Origin of the sequence: Paraferrimonas sedimenticola, assembly GCF_002282855.1 — a bacterium.
Lineage (GTDB): Bacteria > Pseudomonadota > Gammaproteobacteria > Enterobacterales > Shewanellaceae > Paraferrimonas > Paraferrimonas sedimenticola.
The window spans coordinates 190,684-210,697 of sequence record NZ_NRIR01000003.1 but is presented as its reverse complement, the minus strand read 5'-3'; the positions used below and the strand labels follow the sequence as shown (position 1 = coordinate 210,697).

13 protein-coding genes are annotated in these 20,014 nt (G+C 49.8%); 5 read left to right on the top strand and 8 right to left on the bottom strand.

All coding sequences use genetic code 11. The features are described 5' to 3' along the window. Nucleotide 1: 1 nt before the first annotated feature. Both CLC93_RS06845 and CLC93_RS06840 read left to right on the top strand, forming a co-directional pair. Entirely contained in the window at nucleotides 2-1,327 is a 1,326-nt protein-coding gene (locus CLC93_RS06845) for an MFS transporter (protein WP_095505227.1), read from the top strand. Nucleotides 1,328-1,339: 12 nt separating this feature from the next. Then, nucleotides 1,340-2,086, top strand: coding sequence for an alpha/beta fold hydrolase (locus CLC93_RS06840; protein ID WP_095505226.1), 747 nt, complete (start codon nucleotides 1,340-1,342; stop codon nucleotides 2,084-2,086). A gap of 61 nt (nucleotides 2,087-2,147) precedes the next feature. On the opposite strand, the gene CLC93_RS06835 is transcribed toward CLC93_RS06840, so the two are convergent. Then, nucleotides 2,148-2,861 carry an SDR family NAD(P)-dependent oxidoreductase gene (locus CLC93_RS06835; protein WP_095505225.1) on the bottom strand — a complete coding sequence of 238 codons (714 nt, stop codon included), beginning with the start codon at nucleotides 2,859-2,861 and terminating at the stop codon, nucleotides 2,148-2,150. A gap of 108 nt (nucleotides 2,862-2,969) precedes the next feature. Between CLC93_RS06835 and CLC93_RS06830 the strand changes: the two genes are divergently transcribed. Both CLC93_RS06830 and CLC93_RS06825 read left to right on the top strand, forming a co-directional pair. Then, nucleotides 2,970-3,746, top strand: coding sequence for a maleate cis-trans isomerase family protein (locus tag CLC93_RS06830; RefSeq protein ID WP_095505224.1), 777 nt, complete (start codon nucleotides 2,970-2,972; stop codon nucleotides 3,744-3,746). 11 nt (nucleotides 3,747-3,757) lie between these two features. Further along, entirely contained in the window at nucleotides 3,758-4,624 is an 867-nt protein-coding gene (locus CLC93_RS06825) for an isocitrate lyase/PEP mutase family protein (RefSeq protein WP_095505223.1), read from the top strand. A gap of 40 nt (nucleotides 4,625-4,664) precedes the next feature. On the opposite strand, the gene pelG is transcribed toward CLC93_RS06825, so the two are convergent. The 7 genes from pelG to CLC93_RS06790 are packed head-to-tail and all read right to left on the bottom strand — an operon-like array spanning nucleotide 4,665 to nucleotide 16,598. Then, on the bottom strand, nucleotides 4,665-6,032 hold the full coding sequence (gene pelG, locus CLC93_RS06820) for an exopolysaccharide Pel transporter PelG (RefSeq protein ID WP_095505222.1): 1,368 nt from the start codon (nucleotides 6,030-6,032) through the stop codon (nucleotides 4,665-4,667). Beyond that, nucleotides 6,020-7,525: a GT4 family glycosyltransferase PelF gene (pelF, locus tag CLC93_RS06815; RefSeq protein ID WP_095505221.1), complete on the bottom strand. Its 1,506-nt coding sequence runs from the start codon at nucleotides 7,523-7,525 to the stop codon at nucleotides 6,020-6,022. Before pelF ends, pelG begins: the two co-directional genes overlap by 13 nt. Continuing rightward, nucleotides 7,512-8,492, bottom strand: a complete 981-nt coding sequence (locus CLC93_RS06810) for a tetratricopeptide repeat protein (protein ID WP_095505220.1) — start codon at nucleotides 8,490-8,492, stop codon at nucleotides 7,512-7,514. The genes pelF and CLC93_RS06810 overlap by 14 nt, the downstream gene beginning before the upstream one ends. Beyond that, on the bottom strand, nucleotides 8,455-9,822 hold the full coding sequence (locus tag CLC93_RS06805) for a PelD GGDEF domain-containing protein (protein ID WP_095505219.1): 1,368 nt from the start codon (nucleotides 9,820-9,822) through the stop codon (nucleotides 8,455-8,457). Before CLC93_RS06805 ends, CLC93_RS06810 begins: the two co-directional genes overlap by 38 nt. Before the next feature lie 6 nt (nucleotides 9,823-9,828). After that, entirely contained in the window at nucleotides 9,829-10,338 is a 510-nt protein-coding gene (locus CLC93_RS06800; protein ID WP_095505218.1) for a hypothetical protein, read from the bottom strand. A 15-nt stretch (nucleotides 10,339-10,353) separates the two neighbouring features. Beyond that, the gene (locus CLC93_RS06795) at nucleotides 10,354-13,839 is read right to left on the bottom strand and encodes a tetratricopeptide repeat protein (protein WP_141237355.1); all 3,486 of its coding nucleotides are present in this window, start codon (nucleotides 13,837-13,839) and stop codon (nucleotides 10,354-10,356) included. Further along, a complete protein-coding gene (locus CLC93_RS06790; RefSeq protein WP_095505216.1) occupies nucleotides 13,836-16,598 on the bottom strand; it encodes a bifunctional glycoside hydrolase/polysaccharide deacetylase family protein in 2,763 nt (920 codons plus the stop codon). Before CLC93_RS06790 ends, CLC93_RS06795 begins: the two co-directional genes overlap by 4 nt. Before the next feature lie 671 nt (nucleotides 16,599-17,269). On the opposite strand from CLC93_RS06790, the gene CLC93_RS06785 reads away from it, so the two are divergent. Beyond that, a complete protein-coding gene (locus CLC93_RS06785; protein ID WP_095505215.1) occupies nucleotides 17,270-19,888 on the top strand; it encodes a TonB-dependent receptor in 2,619 nt (872 codons plus the stop codon). The last annotated feature ends 126 nt before the right edge of the window (nucleotides 19,889-20,014 follow it).

The following is a 20,014-nucleotide window of genomic DNA, read 5'->3' as shown; positions in this document are numbered from 1 at the left end:
CATGACTCATCGCTTTCTTGGGTTAGATCTCAGCGAAGGGGTAAAACCCCGCCATTTCATGGCATATCTGTTCGTGGTGCTGATTTCCTCAGCCTACGCAGGGGCACTTGCCATCTTGCAACCCGGTTTGTTGCAAGTCATTGGCGTTCCCCAAGAAGAGCAAGGCCAAATTACCGGCCTATTGGGCGCTCTACAAGAAGCCATCTTCTTAGTGATGATGGTGTTATACGGCCTTTGGGCAGACAGATTTGGTCGCCGTCGTATTTATCTTCTGGGTTTGGTACTGACATCAATTGGTTTCACTTTATACGGCAGCGCTGAAAACCTCACTCAACTGATCGGCTATCGCGTGATTGTCGCCTTTGGTACCGCTGCCATGCTGACCATGATGGTTACCGTGGTAGCGGACTACGCCCAAGACAACAGTCGTGGCCGAGCCAATGGTGTTCAGGGCCTTCTGGCCACCCTTGGTGCCTTTATTCCGCCAATTCTAGCGGGACTGCCTCAGCAGTTTGTTGAGCAAGGTTACACTCAAGCGGATGCTCAGCAGGCGACTTTTGCCGTGGCCGGTGCCATGGGTATCGCAGCGATTATTGTGGCTTTCTTTGGACTGGCCAAAGGCGTGGCCAACCGCCCAGTGAAAGCCGATGACACCCAACCCAAAGAAAGCATGGCCACCAGCTTTAAGCACGCCACCGCTGCGGCTAAGAATCCCAAGATTGCCCTGTCCTACGCGGCGGCTTTTATTAGCCGTGGTGACTTAGCTGTGACCGGTGCTTTTGTGGGCCTTTGGCTGGTGCAATTTGGCGGCAACAACATGGATATGACACCAAGTCAGGCCATGGCCGAGCTGGTGATGCCGTCGGTGATGATGGTGGTTGGCGGCGCTTTGGTAGGCTCGTTGGCCATGGGCTGGCTGTCTGACCGCATCACCCGTGTCCAGGCGGTGACAGCTGCTGCGGGCCTTGCTGGAGTGATTTACAGTGCCATGTTCTTCGTCACCGACCCCACTCAAAGCTGGGTGAAAGGTCTGCTGTTTGTGATGGGGGTGGCTGAAATCAGCGCCTTTGTGTCCAGCCAAGCTTTGGTTGGTGAACAGGCCCCTAGTCATCGCCGTGGCGCCATCATTGGCTTTTTCGGCGTCGCCGGTGCTGTCGGTATTTTCTTGGGTACCGCCGGCGGTGGCACTCTGTTCAGTAAAATTGGACCAAGCGCGCCATTTGTGTTGTTTGGCATTCTCAATTTTGTGGTATTTTTCTGGGGCTGGCGCTTGTCACGAAAATCACCAGAACCGCAACCAGAATTAAAAAGTGCGCTAAGCGATTGATAGGGAGATTACATGGTTAAGCGAATAGTTCTCGGTCTACTTGGACTCATAGTGGTGCTCATTGGTGGCACCGCTGTGTGGATGAGTATTCCTTTCCCCTATCAAGAATCCGTGACTCAAAACGCTCTGGTCAGCGACGAAAACGTAACAGTGACCGAACAAGACTTTATTGCCTTTGAGCCAAGCGAGAGTCAGCCTCAGGTTGGGATTATTTTCTATCCAGGTGGTAAAACGCACGCAGCGACTTTTGCACCTGTGATGCGCCAGTTCGCCGAGGGTGGGCAATTGGCGGTGATAACCCCTATGCCATTGAATACCGCTTTTTTGGGTATTAACTCGGCGGACCAAGTGATGGAACGCTATCCCTTGGTACAACGCTGGTATCTAGTTGGCCACTCGTTAGGTGGCGTCGCTGCCGCAGCTTATGCCGAGAAGAATGCTGACAAGCTAAAGGGGCTGGTGTTGTGGGCCTCCTACTCGGCCTCTGATCTTAGCGGCCTCGAGTTGCCTGTGCTGTCTATCTCTGGTGGCAAGGACTTGATGACCACCAAGGCTGATGTCACCGCCAACTCGCGCATGCTGCCCGCCAACGCTTTGTGGGTTGAGCTTCCAGAAGCTAATCACTGGAATTTTGGCTACTACGCTGACGAGTTAAATGAGGACAAAGCTGTTATGGCCCGCGAAGCTCAGGTTCAAGCGGTTATCGAAAACACGCGTCGCTTTGTATCAGAGCGACCCAGTACGGCTTCACGCGGTTGATCGACCAAAATAGGGCTTACCGATTAAGAAGTATAACTCCCTGTTAAAACTAGCCTTTTGTTTACCAAGGGTAGACTTCTCGTTCGCGAAATAGACCACCGCTTGGGCCATTCTCATCCAAGGTCGCCAGCCACAGCGGCGTATCAGCCCCTTGCTTCGGAGTAAGCGGTGCATCTTCGCCACCCAACTCGGTTTTAACCCAACCCGGAGCCGCAGCATTAATTTTTACGTTGCTGTGCTCGGCCAACTCCAAAGCCAATAGTTTGGTCATGGCATTTAGCGCTGACTTTGACATGCGATACGCAATCGTTTGCCCAAGCTCGATAACTCCAAGTGAAGCCAGTTCGCTTGAGAGATTCACCACCCGCCCATAGCCTTGCTCTACCATCACTGGCAGGACTTTTTGGCACAAGTCGAGCACGGCCCAAGTGTTGATATCAAAGGTCTGCTGACAGGTCTCTAGTGACACCTCAAGTCCACTAACCCATTTATCCAGAGCGACGCCGGCGTTGTTGACCAAAACGTCGATTCGACCAAATTCTTGCACAGTCCAAACAATCAGGCGTTGTCGGCCTTCGGCATCCCCCAAGTCCAATTGATAGCAGGTGAGCTCACCGGGCAAGTGCTCTGCCAATCGCTCAGTTTCAGCCAGCGATTCGGCGTTGCGGCCCACCGCTACCACCTGCATCCCCCGCTCCAACAAACCCAAGCTGATTTCGCGGCCAATACCGTCATTTCCCCCGGTAACCATTGCCACTTTTGGCTGCTGTTCCATGACCTCTCCTTGATATCCACAAAAAAATAAGGGCTTTACATACACTGGATTACACCATATTGTTATAACTATAATACAAATGCAAACCTAACCTCAGGGAGAGAAGCGATGTCGATTGACTATTATGGTTACCGCAAGAAGTTCGCGGTATTAGTACCCTCCACCAACACAGCGGTTGAAACCGAGTACCACATGATGGCGCCAGAAGGCGTAGTCGTGGCGACGCGTGGCTGTGTGATTCCACCGTTTAAGGTCACCAACGAAAAAGAGTTCGTTGAAATGGTAGAAGCGATTGGTGCTGCCACCGAGCAGGGCTTACGCGACTCCTTGACCTGTCGCCCAGACCACGTGATTTTCGGCTATTCAGCGGAAACTTTCTGGGATGGTAAAGACCGTTCTGATCGCGAATTCCATCGCTACAACAACATTGCCAAGGACGCAGGTAACTGTGAAATCACCTTTGGTGCGCAAGCGATTCTGGATGCTCTTAAGTGCTATCCAAAAGCGCGCCGCATCGGTGTTATCAGCCCCTACATGCCTGTCGGTGATGACAACGTGGTTAAATTCATGCAGGACATTGGCTATGAAGTTGTACGCATTAAAGGCCACAGCTCACCGGGTCCTGTTGAAATTGCTCACGAGCCGTTCGGTAAGACTCGCGCCCTACTTGATGAAGTCGATGGCGAAGATGTCGACCTGATTTTGCAAGCCGGTACCAACATGTATTTCGTTGAACTGGCCGCCAAGCTAGAAAAAGAGCTCAATAAGCCAGTGTTGGCGATTAATGCCGTGACCTTTTGGCATGCGCTGCGAACCCAAGGCATTCACGACCGAGTGCGCGGTTACGGCTCACTGCTTGAAGAACACACTCACATTCCGGAATAAGGACCTTGCCCATGACGCCGCAACAAACGCTACGCCAACGCCTGCAACAAGACCAAGTGCTAAAAGCGCCTGGTGTTTACGATGGGCTATCGGCCTTGCTGGTCGAGCAAGCTGGGTTTGAAGCGGCGTTTTTGTCTGGTGCCTGTATCGCTTTTGCGCGATTTGGGCGCCCAGACATGGGGCTTGTGAGTATGAACGAAGTGGCTACCACCATTAGCGACATTCGCGAACGCATCGAGATACCGCTGATCGTGGATATGGACACAGGCTTTGGCAACGCCTTGAACGTGCAGCGCACCATGCGCCTATTTGAAAAAATGGGTGCTAGTGCGATGCAGATGGAAGACCAGCTAATGCCGAAGCGTTGCGGTCATATGGCGGGTAAGCAAGTGATCCCTTGCGATGAGATGGTGGGAAAAATTCACGCCGCTCTGGACGCTCGCCAAGACCCAAATACCCTGCTGATTGCCAGAACCGATGCTCTGGGAGTCAATGGCTTTGACGATGCCATGACTCGTGCTGAAAAATACGTGGAAGCTGGTGCCGATGTGCTGTTTATTGAGGCACCAAAAGACCTAGACCAAATGCGTCAGATTGGCGAAACCTTTGGCAGTTCAATGCCACTGGTACACAACTTGGTGGAAGGTGGCCACTCGCCGGTTAAATCTTCTGAAGAGTTACAGAAGCTTAATTACCGGATTGCCATCTACCCAGCGGCTTTGCTACATACTTTTGTACCTGCCGCTCGACAAACCCTATCCCATATTGCGCAAACCGGTGCTCAGCTTGAACTTGACGAGAATCACTGTGATCTGAACGAGTTGAACAGCACCACAGGCGCACCTGAACTGCTGTCCAAGCTGCAAAAATACACCTAATTCGGTAAACATGCCTCAAGCGCGCAAGGCTCCAGCCGTGTTAGCGCTGCAGCATGAAAGTTTCGTACTCTAAGCGCAGGAATTGTCGGTTGATAAGCACCAAACCTAACAAGGTGCTAATGAGCATCGAAAGTGCAAAACCATAACCGTAAAACTGCGGGCCCAAGTAGACAGAAACGTAAGACAACACGAAGTTAGAGGCGGCCATCACCGTTATCAATGCTAGCGCTTGATAGCGTTTATCCAAGTAAAACATCACATTGAGAATGGCCATCAACATCACTTGCAGTGACACCCCAACTAAATCCACGTAAAACAAGTGAAGATAGGCTAAATCGATGTTTAGCAGACCGAGAATCTCGTCGCTCCAAAGCAACAGCAAAGCCAAAGCCATGCCCTGCACTTTGAAGATTTGATACAGACTGTTTTTGCAATCTAACACCATCTTGTCTTTGAGCAAAAAGATGGAGCGCAGTGTGCCCCCTTCGCGCACAGTGTCAAAGAACTTTTCGTAAGATGCGGCAAAGTCAGTCTCCATGTGCAGCATGAACACCGCCATGCCTGGAATAATAGCCAAGTAGGCGATAAAGATCGGTAAATCATAGATATAGGAAGCGCGGAACATGTCAACAACCTGAAACGAGACCTCAGGGCTAAACCAAAACACAAACTTGTCGACCCACACCCCTAAGTTGTACAAAATTCCACAAAACGCTAGTGAGTAAAAAGCTCGCTTGGGATTTAAAAACTGAAATGAGGTCAGCTTTTTCGCCGGAAAACTGCGCAACACAAAGAACAGCAAAACAAAGGTAATTAGTCCCTGGCTGGCGGCAAAAATCACCAGTAGCCCCAGCAGGCCATTAGGTGGCAGTAACCAAGAGGCTAACACCATTACTGTGTAGCCCCCCAGCAGAGTGAAAACGATGCGATAGTATTGTTTCATACCGCTTAAAAACACTATGATCACCCACAAGTTACACAGGGTGACAAAGCCGCATAACAGCGCCATTTTAATCGATGGTGGCAGCTGAGTTTGCGATAAGATACTTATCCCAATCAGTACGCTGACAACAGATACCGTTAACATGCACCCGAGCAAGTTGGGCGTAACTGAATTTTTCTCCTCGGAGAACAAACAGTCCGAAATAAACCGCGTCAACATCAGTTGGAAAAATCCGCTTAAGATAAGCGAACCCGCCATCATATAGGTGACCAAAACCAAGTACTGAATTACCAATTCACTTGGTGCCACCCGTCCAATACTGACAATACCTATGACCAGCAAGGCCAGAATCGACAGCACCCAAGGACCCGAGCCCACTACCGCTGCCAATCCATAGGCCTCGACGTAGGATAGCAGAGTGTTTTTCTTGAGAATTCGCCTTAATTCAAAGCCTATTCCTGCCACGCTAAACGCTCCTTGTATAGGCTTTGGTAGCTTTCATACATCATCGACTCTTGATAGTACTTCTGCACTCTGAGATACCCGTTATCGCCCATTTCACGCCAGTTTTGCTCGTCAGACAGCAACTTAATCAATGCCGCACTGGCCTGATTCGGGTCTGCAATGCTGATGGTGTAGCCACACTCCCCTAACGCTCTATCCTCTGGCTCCATGCCTTCGATAATTTCACGACAAGAGCCCACATCAGTCGCAATACACGGAATGCCCGCTGCCATGGCTTCGAGTAACACCAGCGGCTGCGCTTCACTGATTGAAGTCAGCATACACACCCCAATCTTTGGCAAAATCTCGGCGACGTTTTGCATCCCCAAAAACTTAACTTTATCGGTTAACCCCAAGCTGCTGATCAACAACTCACACTCTTTTACGTAACCTGGGTCTTCTTCCGTTGGGCCGATAATCCAGCCTTCCAGCTCCGGTTCGGCATTAACAGCGACTCGAATCGAGCGAATAAAGGTCTTTATGTCTTTGATAGGCACCACTCGACCAATCAAACCCGCCACCTTGGGCGGAGATTGCGGGCGCGACTGATGCGCCTCGATGAAGCGCGCCATGTTGATACCGTTAACGATCACTGAGGTTTTGTGCTCTGGCGCGCCGTCTTGAATTTGGCGCTGCCGGTTGCCTCCGTAAAGCGCAATAATGTCATCCGCTTGGTGGTAGGCCGAGCGTCCTAACTGCTCGAAGAATTGAATCCAAGTTTGGCGAGTCTGCTCCATTTTGCGATGCAAACTGGTATCCAACGCGCTCTGTCTGTCCTTGATCCAAGTGGCCTGGGTTAAATCAATCTTGCGCTCTTTGGTGTAGATACCGTGCTCGGTCAAAATGTAGGGAACGTTTTGTTTTTGTTTGACCAGCGCCCCCAAAAAGCCGGCGTAACCGGTGGAAATACTGTGAAACAGCCGACATGGTGGAATGCCTCGCGCCACTTTGGCCAAGGTGAACAAGGGGCTGTAAATATTGCGAAAGGTCCAAAAATAATCCACAAACGACTGGTTTTCAGCGTGATTCATGTACAGCTCAACTAAGACTTCCCAAGACTCTTCGCTGTACAAGAAATCTTCGTAGCTAATGCCATCACTCTGGCCCAATCGGTCGAGCAAGCCGGCCAATTGTGGTTTGGTCAAGGTTTCGTCAGTTTTTTGGAAATTGCTCAGCACTGACTTCCACAGGGTAAAGGCGTTAGCATCGCCGACTCGCGCTCTCGGATCTAACACACCGCCTTTATCCATCAGGTAGTGTTCTTCGATACCGACCACATTCGCGGGCAACTCATAGTGCTGTTTGCCATAGAAGGATTTGCTGCCGCCGACGAACACCAAATAAAACTGATACTGGGGCAATCCAGAAATTAACTGGTGGACCCAGCTCGATACCCCGCCGCGAACGTAAGGGTATGTTCCTTCTAGCAACAAACAAATATCAATGGGCTTCACGTAGCCAATACTCCTTTAATTGGCTCAGCGCAATGTTTGAGCTTTCTGGCAGTGATTTCAGTAGTTCTGCGGTTTTATAGTATTCCCCTTGCGCAAACGCGACTTCCGCCAAATAAGGTACGACTTGAGTGGCCAACAAACCGCTGGCGTGGGCTTGCTCTAAGTACACTTTGGCCTGGTCAAACTCTTGTAGCTGAAGCAACACCCTACCGAGTTTCAACTTGGTTTGAGCCGAGGGTTTGAGGTCTAGAGAGCGTTGCAGATAGTGCTTGGCCTGTTCCAAATAATGCAGTTGCAAAGGCCCTTCAGCAATTTCCAAATAACACAACTCCCAATACAGGCTAGCGATTTGGTAGTGTGCTTCGGCGGACTCTTTTTGTTTGAGTTTTTTAGTCAGAGCATCAATTTTTTGGTTGATGGAAAATTCCATCTTCTCGATGGCGGCGTAGGCCAGCAAACGAACATCATCCACTTTGTCGGTTAGCGCAATTTTCAGCAGCGGCATGGCCACTTTTTCAGGCAAAAAGCGACAGGCATTTACCGCGATTAAGCGCCGCTCATCGGAAGGGTTAAACAACAAGATGTCCTTGAGCGCCGCACTGCCAAATTGACTGGCTTCAATTGACTCCACGTGTTGAGGTAATTCGACAATTTCGCTGCGCTGCCACAGTTGATCGTCCTGTTTGGAAGGTAGATAAAGAGCGACCAAAAAAATCAAAGTAAGCCCGAGCATACCAACTAACGGCATACTAATCGCAATCACAAAGATGAAACCCATCGAGGCGTATAACGGGGTCTTGTAGCGCATGGGTAAAATTAACCAAAACAGCGCAGTAAACGAGATTGCGGCAATAGAGTGACTACTGGCATAACTGATCCAGCCAAGCAGGCTTAGCTGTTCGGCACTGAGTAGATATAAGCTAGCGGACTCAAACAATATGGTTTGAAGAATCAACCAATTCCTCATTATCCACTCCTAACTGCTCTAGTCGCTTTACGATCTCATCGTACTGTTGCGACACCACCAACGGACCAATGACTTCCAGTTGTTCAGACGCCTCAACTTTGACGCGTTTTAAGGCATCTGAAATTCGATTGACGTATTGGCTTGCCGCCTGCACGGTTGTCATCGGCAAAAGCACACATAGTGCTTGGCGGTCATCAGGACCTTTGCATGACCAATAAATATCAGCATCGCGTTTGAAATCGGTAATTCGATACAAGTCCATTACCTGATCCAGTGAGTCGTCATAAAAAATCACCAAAGCGCTGTCAACGCCATAACGGCGCTTGTACCATCTTTGATACTTGACGTATTGAATGAAAGTCTCGCCCTGGCTGGGCTGTAGAATTGTCGTGAAATACTCGCTGCTGAGCAAATTGCCAATGTAGCCCGACAGCAAGCCGATAAGCGCGATGTTGCTTTCGGTAAGGCTGATGAACTGTACTTTTTCAGCGACAATCAGGCCTCGCACCACACCTTTAATGTCGGTCAACGGAATGACCAATTGATAGGCCAAGCCTCGTTCCGTCGACTCTAGAAAATTAATCGGCGAGAGCACAGCTTTGGTCTGCAGTGCATCGGCTATCATGGCATCGTCAAGGTGCAAGTCGTGTTCAACACCAATTTTGGCCAATTCAACCGGCTCAACCTGCCCGTCTTTTACCAGATAGAAACCCGCTTGATATAAGGTCACCACGTCTGACATGAGTTTCAGACTTTTTTGCGCAAGCTTGGCCATTTCCTCTGGCGTATCTAGCGATGCCTGCTGCTGCAGCAGGCGGATCCCGGTGCGCAAGCTCATTTGTTTACCAGCCGCGCGTTGCTCGAGCTGGTCGTGGGAGACTTTTAGTAGGTGATAGTTTTGCGTGAAGCTCTGTAGCTTTTGCTCCATGAAGCGAAAGTTCAGTTCAAAGCGCTCGTTCAAGGTATGCCAATGGTCTCGAAACTCGCCCACCAACATGGTCAAAATCGCGGTACCCACGGAGACAGATACACTAACCGCGACGGTTTGCTCCATCACCGAATTCCAAGCCCCTGCGAGGATAAGCACCAAAAAGAAGCACATCATGCCGCGACCAAAGCCATACCGCAGCGCTATCAGCACTGGGCCGAGCATGGGCCAATAAAAGTAGTCAACCGCTTGCGCATAAGGAATCGATGACTGGTATATCCATACCGTCATCGAGCAAACGGCCACTAACACCATTTCAAACCAAGCAAAAGCCTGGTGGTCTGTGCCTAAAATTAGGCGATAAAATATGGCGTTAAAACGACGGTTAGACGTTTGGGGCATAATCCTTTAGTTCCACTCCAAAGAGCCGAGCAAATCTTCCATGGCTTTCATGCCGATATGGGATATGGACTCTCTTCCCCACCCACTTTTTGACACGCTGCCGCGCCACAGCTCTTTTTGTTGTTTGTCAGACAAGGTGATGGTGATCCCGATAGCCGGTTCACCATCCAACCCATATTTGTACTGCCATTCCTGAATTGAGCCGCCGACCACATAACCATTGGGTTGGCTTTCAAGCCACTGCATAGCCTCGGTCCAACGTTTTTGCGGAGTTAAGCTGGCCTCGATATCACTCACTTGTTGCTTGGGATACAGGACCACCTTTACTCCCTGCTCTGCCAAAACTGATGCCAACAACTGTTCGGCCTGAGCTTGGGCCAGTGGCATATTCGACTGATTGTTTAGCGGCAACACATAAAAGGGTTTGCTGCTGTCCAATTGCGGACTATCGCTACCATATTGGCTAGCGCAAGCACTCAGTAATAACACAAAACACGCGACTGCTAATCTTTTCACTTTGACTTTTCCTTATTAAAAATCAACAAAATAGCCCAAATTCCAAACTAAACTTTTTCGGTTGTTTTGGTCTGCACTTTGCCAGCGCAGTTTAAAAAACAACTCATCGGAGCCCATTAGCGGCAACCCGCCCGCGAGGCTAAAACCGTAACCCACTCGGCGAGTCACAAAATTGTATTCCACACTAGTATCCAGCCAATACCTAGGCGGTCGTCTATCGGGACCCGGCACACCTACCTCACCATGAACCAAATGCTGACCCAAGGTAAACTTGCGATATTGTGGCTGTAAAAACTGATTGCCACTTAGGCTCGCGTCGCTGTTGAGATAATTCGACAAACCGTTCAGCGGCTGCTGACTGATGCGATTGTCTTGGTAATCAAACTGACCGTAGACTTGCCAACCAGGCTCTCGGCTCAGTTGTTCGGCGACGCGCAACTGGGCTCTAAACTGATCGCCAATACGATCGTTAAAATCGGTGTGAAAACGCGCCAACGAGAGCCCCAAGCTAAGCTGCTCGTAGCGAGTGGCACGCCAGCTACCACTCCACTCAATTCTGTCTTCGCGTCCCAAAAGCGCCATGTTTTCGCTTTGCGTGGTGGGCATATGACGGCTAAGTCGAAGCTCTTGTTGCACGCGTTCGCCGGTATTGAAGCTGCCATACAGCATCTGGCCAAAGGTTGTTTTTCCAAATCGTTGGCGGGCGTTTAAGGCCAACTCAACAGCGTTGAGCTCGCCCCATGGTCGCCCGACCCACCCCGCGCGAAGCCGCTGAGCTTGATAGGTGTCGAGTAAGTCGGTGGTGGGTTGACCGTATTCCTGATAGCCATCGAGATTCAACCAGCCGTCGAATAGCGGACGATAGTAGGTCAATTGATCGTATGCCACATTCCAAGTTTGTTGGACTGTGTGCTCAACTCGAACGCCATGGCTGTGCTCCGTGTGTATGTCAGCCAAAAATCGTTGCAAAGGCGCCTGTTGATTGGCGGGTAGACTTGAATTGAGCGCCTTCTCACCCGCTTGCCAAGCAGCAAAGTTCTCTGACAGCAAATCAAATGCGGTAGCCCGCTCAAACTCGCTCAGTTGGTTGGAATCTCTAGCCAGAGCCAGCATGGTCGGCTGGTCTTCTCTGGCGATGGCCAGCGCGAGCATAATGCTGTCGCTAAAGCGCACATCAGCTAACAAGTCCAACGCCTGCCAATACTGATACTTTTGCAGGGCAAAACTTGAGCGAATGGACAAACCGTAAGCGACATTTTCGTTGGTTGCGCGTTCAAATATGGCCAATTCATTGTCTAATTCCGCACGCTGTTGGCCTACAAAAGTTGCCACCAGTGAACGATAGCTCAACTCACCTTGCGGACTTTGTTTGAGCGCTTGTCCGAATTGACTGAACACCAGCCAGCGCTGTTGTTGAGCCAGCGCTTGGTTACCCTGCTGCTCGGCCACTAAAGCCCAGCTTAAGCGGTCCGTTATGCGCAGCTGGTCAGCCTGATTCAAGGCTTGGTACCAATAATTGGCCTGAGATAACAAGCCCAGTTTTGATGCGCCAAAACCCAACACAGGGTAAAAAGCCATATCGCCTTGATGTCCAATCGCGGCTCGCCAGTACAACTGCTGTAACCATTGCCAATCTCGCAGCTGAACTGCCAACCACAATCCATTGAGTAGCGCGTCAGCGTTGTTGGGATATTGCTCAAGCATGCTTTCAACCGATGCGCGCGCTTGCGCAAGGCTGCCGCGGTACAGCTGCAACTGCAATCGCATTGACATCGCCATTTGAGTGTCGTCTTGGTGGCTTTCAAGAGCCGCAGCCACTCGCTCGATAATCTGGGAATCTTGTGTTTGCAGCCCGTAGCTCAACAAACTGTTCAACACCACCAAAGACCCAGTTTCTCGATAGGCCTGCCAAAGGGTTTGACGATCCTCTGACGAACTTAAATCAAGCAGTTCAGACAAACGATAAGGGTCAATGCGCTTAGCATCGGCGACCAATAACGCTTGTTGCACCGCTCGCTCTATGTCTTCGGCGCCGGTGTAGTTTGCCAAGGAGAGAATTTGCGCGAGCTGTGAACCATCGAGCTGACCCAAGGTTTGCGCTTCAGCATAGATTGCCAACGCTTGCTCAAGCTTCCCGAGCGCAACAAAACTCTTGGCAAAATAATTTGCGGTTTCAAAGTCTAGTGCCTGGCCGGATGGACGACGTTCCCACAAGTCGACAACCGCTTGTAGCTGGCCAGTAAAGCCATAAAAACGAGCAGTTTGGCCCCAGTAAAATTGAGACTTTGGAAATTGCTGCTGAAGATTTTGCAAGCGCACAAGCGTTAAACGCGCGCCGAAGGCTTTGTCATTGTTGTTCACCCACACCAGCCTTTCGCCATCCGCCAACAGGCCCTTGCGCGCCAGCTCGTAGCCAAAATCGCTTGCGGCTTGAATGTCCCCTACCGCTCCGGCCTCTAGCAAGGCTTGTTGCAACCGGGACTGACTGCTTTCGATGGCCAGTAGCTTTTTGCTGTATTGCAATGCGCGTTGAGGCTTGCCCTCCCACAGCGCGTAATCGTGAAGCTTTTCTAAATACGTTTCTTTTGCTTCTACCTCAGCCACTTTCTCAAGCCAGTAGCGGGCGGCCAATTGGTCCGACGCCGCGAGACTTAGCTGACTGGCCTGAAGCCAGTCAGAGCTCTGTGAACTCGAGTTTGCCTTCAAAATTGCAAAGCGTGCGGCTTGTTTGGGTTGATTGGCGCGCAGTGAAAAATCCACCATCGTTTGCTTGCACTGAGCCTCACACAAACCCAATTGTTGGTGACGACGATACAGAGCAAAACCGTTATCAAAGCGCTTGAGCGCTTCGAATAAAGCCAACACCTGAGCAAAATTAGGTTGACTTGGGTTGTCCAAATAGAGGCGATAGGCGTGCTCTACCGCTCGTCCGGGCAGGTTGGCTTGTAGGGCTAAATCAAGCAATTGAGCTTCATCTGGGGTACCTGCCTGACTGCGAATGTAATAAGCAATATTGGGCCGCCCGATCTGCAACGCATAATCACTGAAGGAATCAATCTGACGTTCTTCTACTTCCAGTATTTTGGTCAGCAAATACTGTTCTAATTCCTGACGAGCACTATCGTTGCCCACTAACGTCAGGTTGAGCAGAGTTTGGGTATACAAAGAGGTTGCAGAAATCCTTAGTTCCGACTCGTAAAATCGAGTGATAGGCGTGAGCAGGGCTCGAGTCTTGTTGTATTGCCCCAAGCGCGAGTATTGAAACGCAAGACTGTAATCCACCTGCAAAGAGGGTTGGTCTTTGTCTTGCAATACCTTGAGAAAGGCAATCGCAATATTAGGGTCTTGGGCAGAGTCCATCATGCGTACCAATAGGTCGCGATTGGGCTGCAACACCCACAACAGGGTCAAAGTCACTATTGCCAAGGTGTACAAACTCGTACGGTTGATCAATACAATCCGCTTTTGCTTGTCCCTTAGGTCGTACTTTGCCGACTTCACTCTGGCGCTACACTCGCAGTTTGCGAATTAGAACAATCGATTAAAAAGCCAAAGTAACCAGTTTCAGCGCTCGTTATCTTCACTTCACTATTGCTTGCCACCGTTTGATGGCTACCTCCCTGTGTTCTATTTATTTGGCAGTTGGCCGCGCCCTTGATACTCATATCAAGCGGCTGATGAGCTAACAGCTCTATTGCAAGGCTCCTTCCTTTGCCCTCCCATTTAGTGACAATCGCATTTGCCGAATTGAGCATTGGCAAGCTGTATGTAACCTCTGCTGATTTGGGTATCAAGGCAAAGTCCGACGTGGCTTTTGACAAGGTGAGATATTGGCCATCTGGCCCATCAGCGGCTCCGGCGACCCCCTTGTAGTTGGTGGCTAATTTCGTATCAGAGCCAACCCTTAAAGAGCGCACGCCAGTGCTTCGAACACGCCACTTTGGGGACAGCAAATGTCTAGCGACACCTGTTTCGTAAAGCGCTTGAGCCCGCTCGGCGTATTCGCTCAGATACAGTGGGGTCAGCGGTTGTTCCGCCACCCAGGCATACACTTCTTTCAGCGCTTTTAACGCGCTCGGATACTCCCCGCTGTACATGTGGTAATACACAGACACAGGCTTGATGCGACGAGGCTCCCCCAGGAGTTTGAAGGTCTCTAGTACTCGTATGTACCCTTCGTAATTCTCCTTCCATAAATTGGTGAAGAGGTTCTCGTTCATGATTGGTGCGTAGACCTGCACCGCGCTAGGGTGCCAATTGATGTGCGGAAACACTTGAGACAGAGATGGGTTGTCGTTAACCAGATAGGTATTGCCGCCGTTAACGTTGACTAAACCTAGGCGCTTAGTTTTGGCGATAATGTCTTCGGATGGGTTAGCCGCCCCAGTCCAAAGGAACACCTTCACCTGTTTACCCGGAGGACTTAACCGCGAATTAACGTAATCCACGCTGCCACCGACCTCTTTATCGTAATCAAGGACATAGTCCGGCAGTGCAAGGTTTTCACCGTAAGGTTTGTAATCGATATCAGCCGCTAAATCCCAAAAGAAGGGGTGGCTGAAGGAGTGTGAGGCAATTTCTACGTTATCTAATGCGAAAATCTCTTTGGCGATGCTTTCAAGCTCGCGACTCGCTTGGGGAAACAGCCCGTTCGGCGATACCTCAGCTTCAATGACAGATACTGTATGAGGCCAGCTGGAAGGTTTTAGGATCTGCTGATAAATAATGTCCGCTGAGTACTTTTTGCCGGGCAACCATGACACCGACGGAAAACCATCGCCATCAATGTGTTTAGTGGCAATCCGTCGACCAGATTCTGTGGTGACATCCGCCACTGGAATTTCTGGCAACTCAAGCAATGGAATCAAGGCGTCGAATGGGTCAAACAGCCAACGAGAGCCTTGCCCTTCTATAAATTTTATGTCCAAAGGCGATAACAAAGCGCCGCCCCAGGTGGCGCGAAAATGAGCAAGGCCTAATTGATCACTCTTGTCTTGCAGCTCTGCCAAAACCTCTATGCTTTGGTCTTGTAACAGGTAGCGTCGAAGGGATTGATTGACTTTCTGAGTGATGGGATAGCGCAATTCGCCTCCCTTCACTTTAAGCGCGCCATTGAATTCGCCAGCATCACGAACACCTATCATCTTCAAAAGCTGAGCCTGCGGTGGCAAGGCGCCGATGAAAACAGTGGTTTTGCTACTCAGAACACGCTCTATGAAAGCCGCACTGTTATTGCCTTGATAGCCTTGCCGCGACAACCAAAATACAACCGCTTGTACCTGATTCAAATCCATTTCAAGTAACTGAGTTTGATTGATATCGACACATTTAGGTACGTAGCCTTGATACTCAATCAAACTGGACAAATAGTGATGACAGTAGGATTCATTTCGTTTGACAGTACGACCGTCGTAAAAACCCAAGACTGTGCGAGGAATAGGATAGTGGTATGACACGCCGTACTCTTTTAACAGCCCGTCGGCTATGTAAGGCGTAAAGCCATCCTGATGAATTTGTCGCGCCAACGCGACTCGCTGGGTTTGGTCGCCAACGGCGTAGTCGATCACTATGGCTTCACTACCGAGGGCTTTAACCTCGTTCAGCCTGTCGGCTAGCCAACGTATGTTGTCTGGACTTTGAGAGAAATAATCGTCATTGGCGACATCAAATCCATTTCGATAGGATTCCGCCACCACAGCTTCGGGGGCAAAATCTAACTCTGGAATCAGCTCAAAACCGCGATTTAGCAACAGCCGAGCAAAGACTTGTTGAATCTCAGACAACAAACTGGCGAGCGCTTTTTGTTGCTCGGCCTGCTGTTTTGGTGGAAGGACTATTTGATAGCTATCCAGCGTATCGAGGAACAAGCCGTCGTAACCCAGTGCTTTCCAATGGTTCGCTTGTTGCAGCAGATAGGCACGCCATGAAGCCTGACTGGCATCCATCACCTGAGCTTGCCACTGGCTGTTTTCCCCTAATACCGCCTCCGATAGTTGCTCGCTTACCGACGGAGAAGCTTCGCCAATGCTCAAATACATGAAGACTTCGACACCAGCTTTCTTTAGTTGCAGCAACTGTTCAGCGGTAAGAGTATTAGGCGCGACAACCACTCGATCGTAACTCAACAGATAACGAGTTGACTCTGCCACTTGATAATAAAAAGCAATAGAGCGCTCTTCGGTGCCTGATTCAGCCCGACTCCCTATGCTTAAACACAAAGCAAGCACACATGTTATCAGCGCTATTGTTCTAGTTATCATTCACCACATTTTTTTTACGCGCACAACTCCATTGCAGTATACCTCGCAACTTTTAACAGAAGAAGTACATATAAGAGCCGATTGGCTTTTTGTTTTACTGTCTAAAATTCAATCAATTACATAACGCAATTTAGATTGAGCGTGTTTTTTTATGAAAGGCTTTCACAAACACAGAAAATCACATTATTTATTGCCTAAGTTCGACCTTTTTACGTAGGCAAACTGTGTTAACGAGCCTAACGGTTTTCAGAGTTTGTCCCTAGGGTTGACCCTATTCCGCTCCCTTGTTAACTAGTTTGTGCAAGAATTGGCCAACGATTTGCTGCTCGCAATTAAGCGTTATCTCAAAACCTAAGGCTTGCTTACAAGCGATTGCCACAGCGACGACTAGTGTCTAAATTTTGGTGCGCCAGAGCGCTTATTCCGCTGGGCGACGGCCCTCATCAATCCCTGCCGTCAAACCCAAAATCAAAAAGTTAGAGCCCTGACTGATTGTGTTTGATAAATGTCAAAAATTTTGTGATGTTGGTTGCATGGTTAAAATTTGTGCGTGATATTGACATAAAGTAATAACAATAACTCGTTAGCAAAGTACTGACGGAAACCAAGTATTCCAAGCGACAACGAATCGCGGTGAATAACAAGACAATCAACATTGTGGGGTAGACTTCATGAAAGGTTTCAAGTTTCGCCATCCGTTATTGGCCGCGGCCGTAGTTAATGCGTTGGTTCCGGCCTATGCTTTGGCTGAAACCGCAGCTGAGAAGGAAGAGTCAATCGAGCGCATCGTAGTAACGGCTCGTAATAAAGCAGAAGCGATCAACAAAATTCCGGTGTCCGTCAGCGCTATTGGCGGCGAGGAACTTAAGCGCACCGCGATTGCATCAATTCAGGATGTCATCGAGGAAACTCCAGGGGTAACCTACGACAACGTCGGTTCACTGGGTACCAGCCAGCCGGTAATTCGTGGTCTAGCTCAGCCAGGCTTGGTGGGCGATGAAACCAACGTGGCAGTATTCATCGACGGCGTATACGCCTCGGGTCGTGATGCCGCGGTTCTGCCTCTTGCAGGTTTGGAGCGTGTGGAAATCGTTCGCGGTCCACAATCGGCGATTTACGGTCGTAACGCATTCGCCGGTGCAATTAACTACATCACTAAAGCGCCCACCCAAGAGTTAACCGCTGGTATTGACGCGACTATCGGCACTGACGAGCGCAAAGGTGTGGACCTTTTCGTATCAAGTGGCATTACCGATTGGGCTCGCTTCCGCGTTGACTTGAGTAGCAATAACTCCGGCTCGACCATTGAGAATATCGACCAAACAACCGGCAAGAAAATCGACGATCGTCGCCTAGGTCTGACCGAAAGCCAATTAGCTCGCGCTAAGTTGATTATTGAACCTACCGACAGCACCGCTATTACTTTGTCGCACACCTACGGCGACGACAAAATTACTCCGATGGCGGAAGCTCACTTAGACATGAACGCTGGCTTCAAAGTCAACGTGCCAATGCGTCCAATTATTCTTGGCCGCGACGGTGTGCAAAATCCAGATGGCAGCATTGAAGTCTTTCCTAGTTACTACTCTGGTCAAGCCTCTCGCTATATCGGCGAGCTAAGCGAAGATTTGTGGAAGAAAAGCTTTACCGGTGTAGCACCGGAAGCCGAAGGTGAGACTCGCAAGTCGCACCGTACCGCCCTGCAGTTTGACTATGTCGGTGATGACGTAAGCTTTACCTATATTGGTGGCTACAACACCAGTGAATACACAGTGAACCAAGGGCAATTAGCTTCTTATGCCGGTACGGTTATCCTGCCAGCAGTGGCCGCTGGTTTCCTACCAGATCCTAGCACCATCCCAGGAGCTCCTAACATTCAGCCGATCATTCTAGATATGCCGGGACTACCGTTCCCAATGGCTATCTACGAGGGTGTAATGGGTTACGACTACGGTGGTCAGCCAAACGATGACCGTAAAGAGCAGAGTCACGAAGTGCGCTTAAGTGGCTACGCGGGCGATTTAGGCTGGGTTGTTGGTGGTTTCTACTCGAAGCTTGATTTGAAACAGTCGCTAGTCAACGCTGTGGTTGGTGCGGACCCATACTCGGCCATTTTACTGGAGGCTGCCGGCATGACCGCGGGTGAAGAAGGTATCCCGGTAATGCAGGCAACCGACTACACCACAGACACTCGCGCCGTATTTGCCTCTTTGAGCTACGACTTCTCGGATGACTGGAACGTTACCCTTGAAGGTCGTTACACCAAAGAGAAGAAGACTGCCGATAACCACACGGATAACCGAGCGCCTGGCTTCCTATTCCCTACTGGTGAAATGGAAGGCGATTGGGGTTACTTCACCCCTCGTGTCACCATTGACTACGATTTGAACGAAGACTCGCTGCTTTACCTAAACGTGGGTAAAGGTGTTAAGTCAGGTGGTCTAAACGGTGGTGCTTCAGGTTCTGAGATGACTTATGATCCAGAGGAAAACTGGACTTACGAATTAGGTATTAAGAGCTTCTTGTTTGACGATGCGCTTAAGTTCAACCTTGCCGGTTACTTCATCGATTGGGACAAGCAGCAAGTGCGTGGCTTTTCTAGCATTGATGTGCCGGAGAACTCGTTCCCAACCGTTATTGTAAATAACTTGGGTAAGACCGAAGTTACTGGTATTGAGCTAGATACTCGTTGGCAAATCAATGACAACTTTGGCTTTAACTTCGGCGGTAACTGGAACGATGCCAAAGTTGTCAAAGGTGGCCTTGGTCCGGATGCTGGTTTCCTAGATTACGAACAGTTAGGTCTGAAAGGAGTCGACTATCCGTTTGACCCTGAGCAACGACAAGTCATTGGTCCTATGGGGCCAATCATGGGTATGTTCGGTCCAATTAGTGTTGATGTTCCGCCTGCTGGAACCATGGTTTCTGATGGTGATGTATCTGGTAAAGATATGCCGCGCACGCCGAAATTTACGGCTAATGCGAGTATTGATTGGATTCAAGGCTTTGGTTCATTTAACGGCTACGCCAAGCTGAGTGTCGGCTACAAGACCAAACAATATATGGATTCGATCAACAAGATGTATCTGCCAGCGAGCTACACCTCTCGCCTGACCGGTGGTATCGAGACGGCTAGCTATCGCGTTGGTTTCTACATCAACAACTTGACCGACAAAGTTTATGCGGTCTCTGGCTACACCAAGTACTTGTGGAACGGTCATGCCCAGTCCGTTAGTGCAATTGGTCAAGGTCGAACTGCTGGTATTAACTTCAGCTATAAGTTCAACTAAGCCACACTCCGCTAGTAAAGACCGGCCTTCTGGCCGGTTTTTTTGTTCTGATAGTCACTTTGTTAAGATTCTTAACAATTGGAGCGTTGACATTTGCTGTGGAAACTCCAAGATAAATGCGATTAA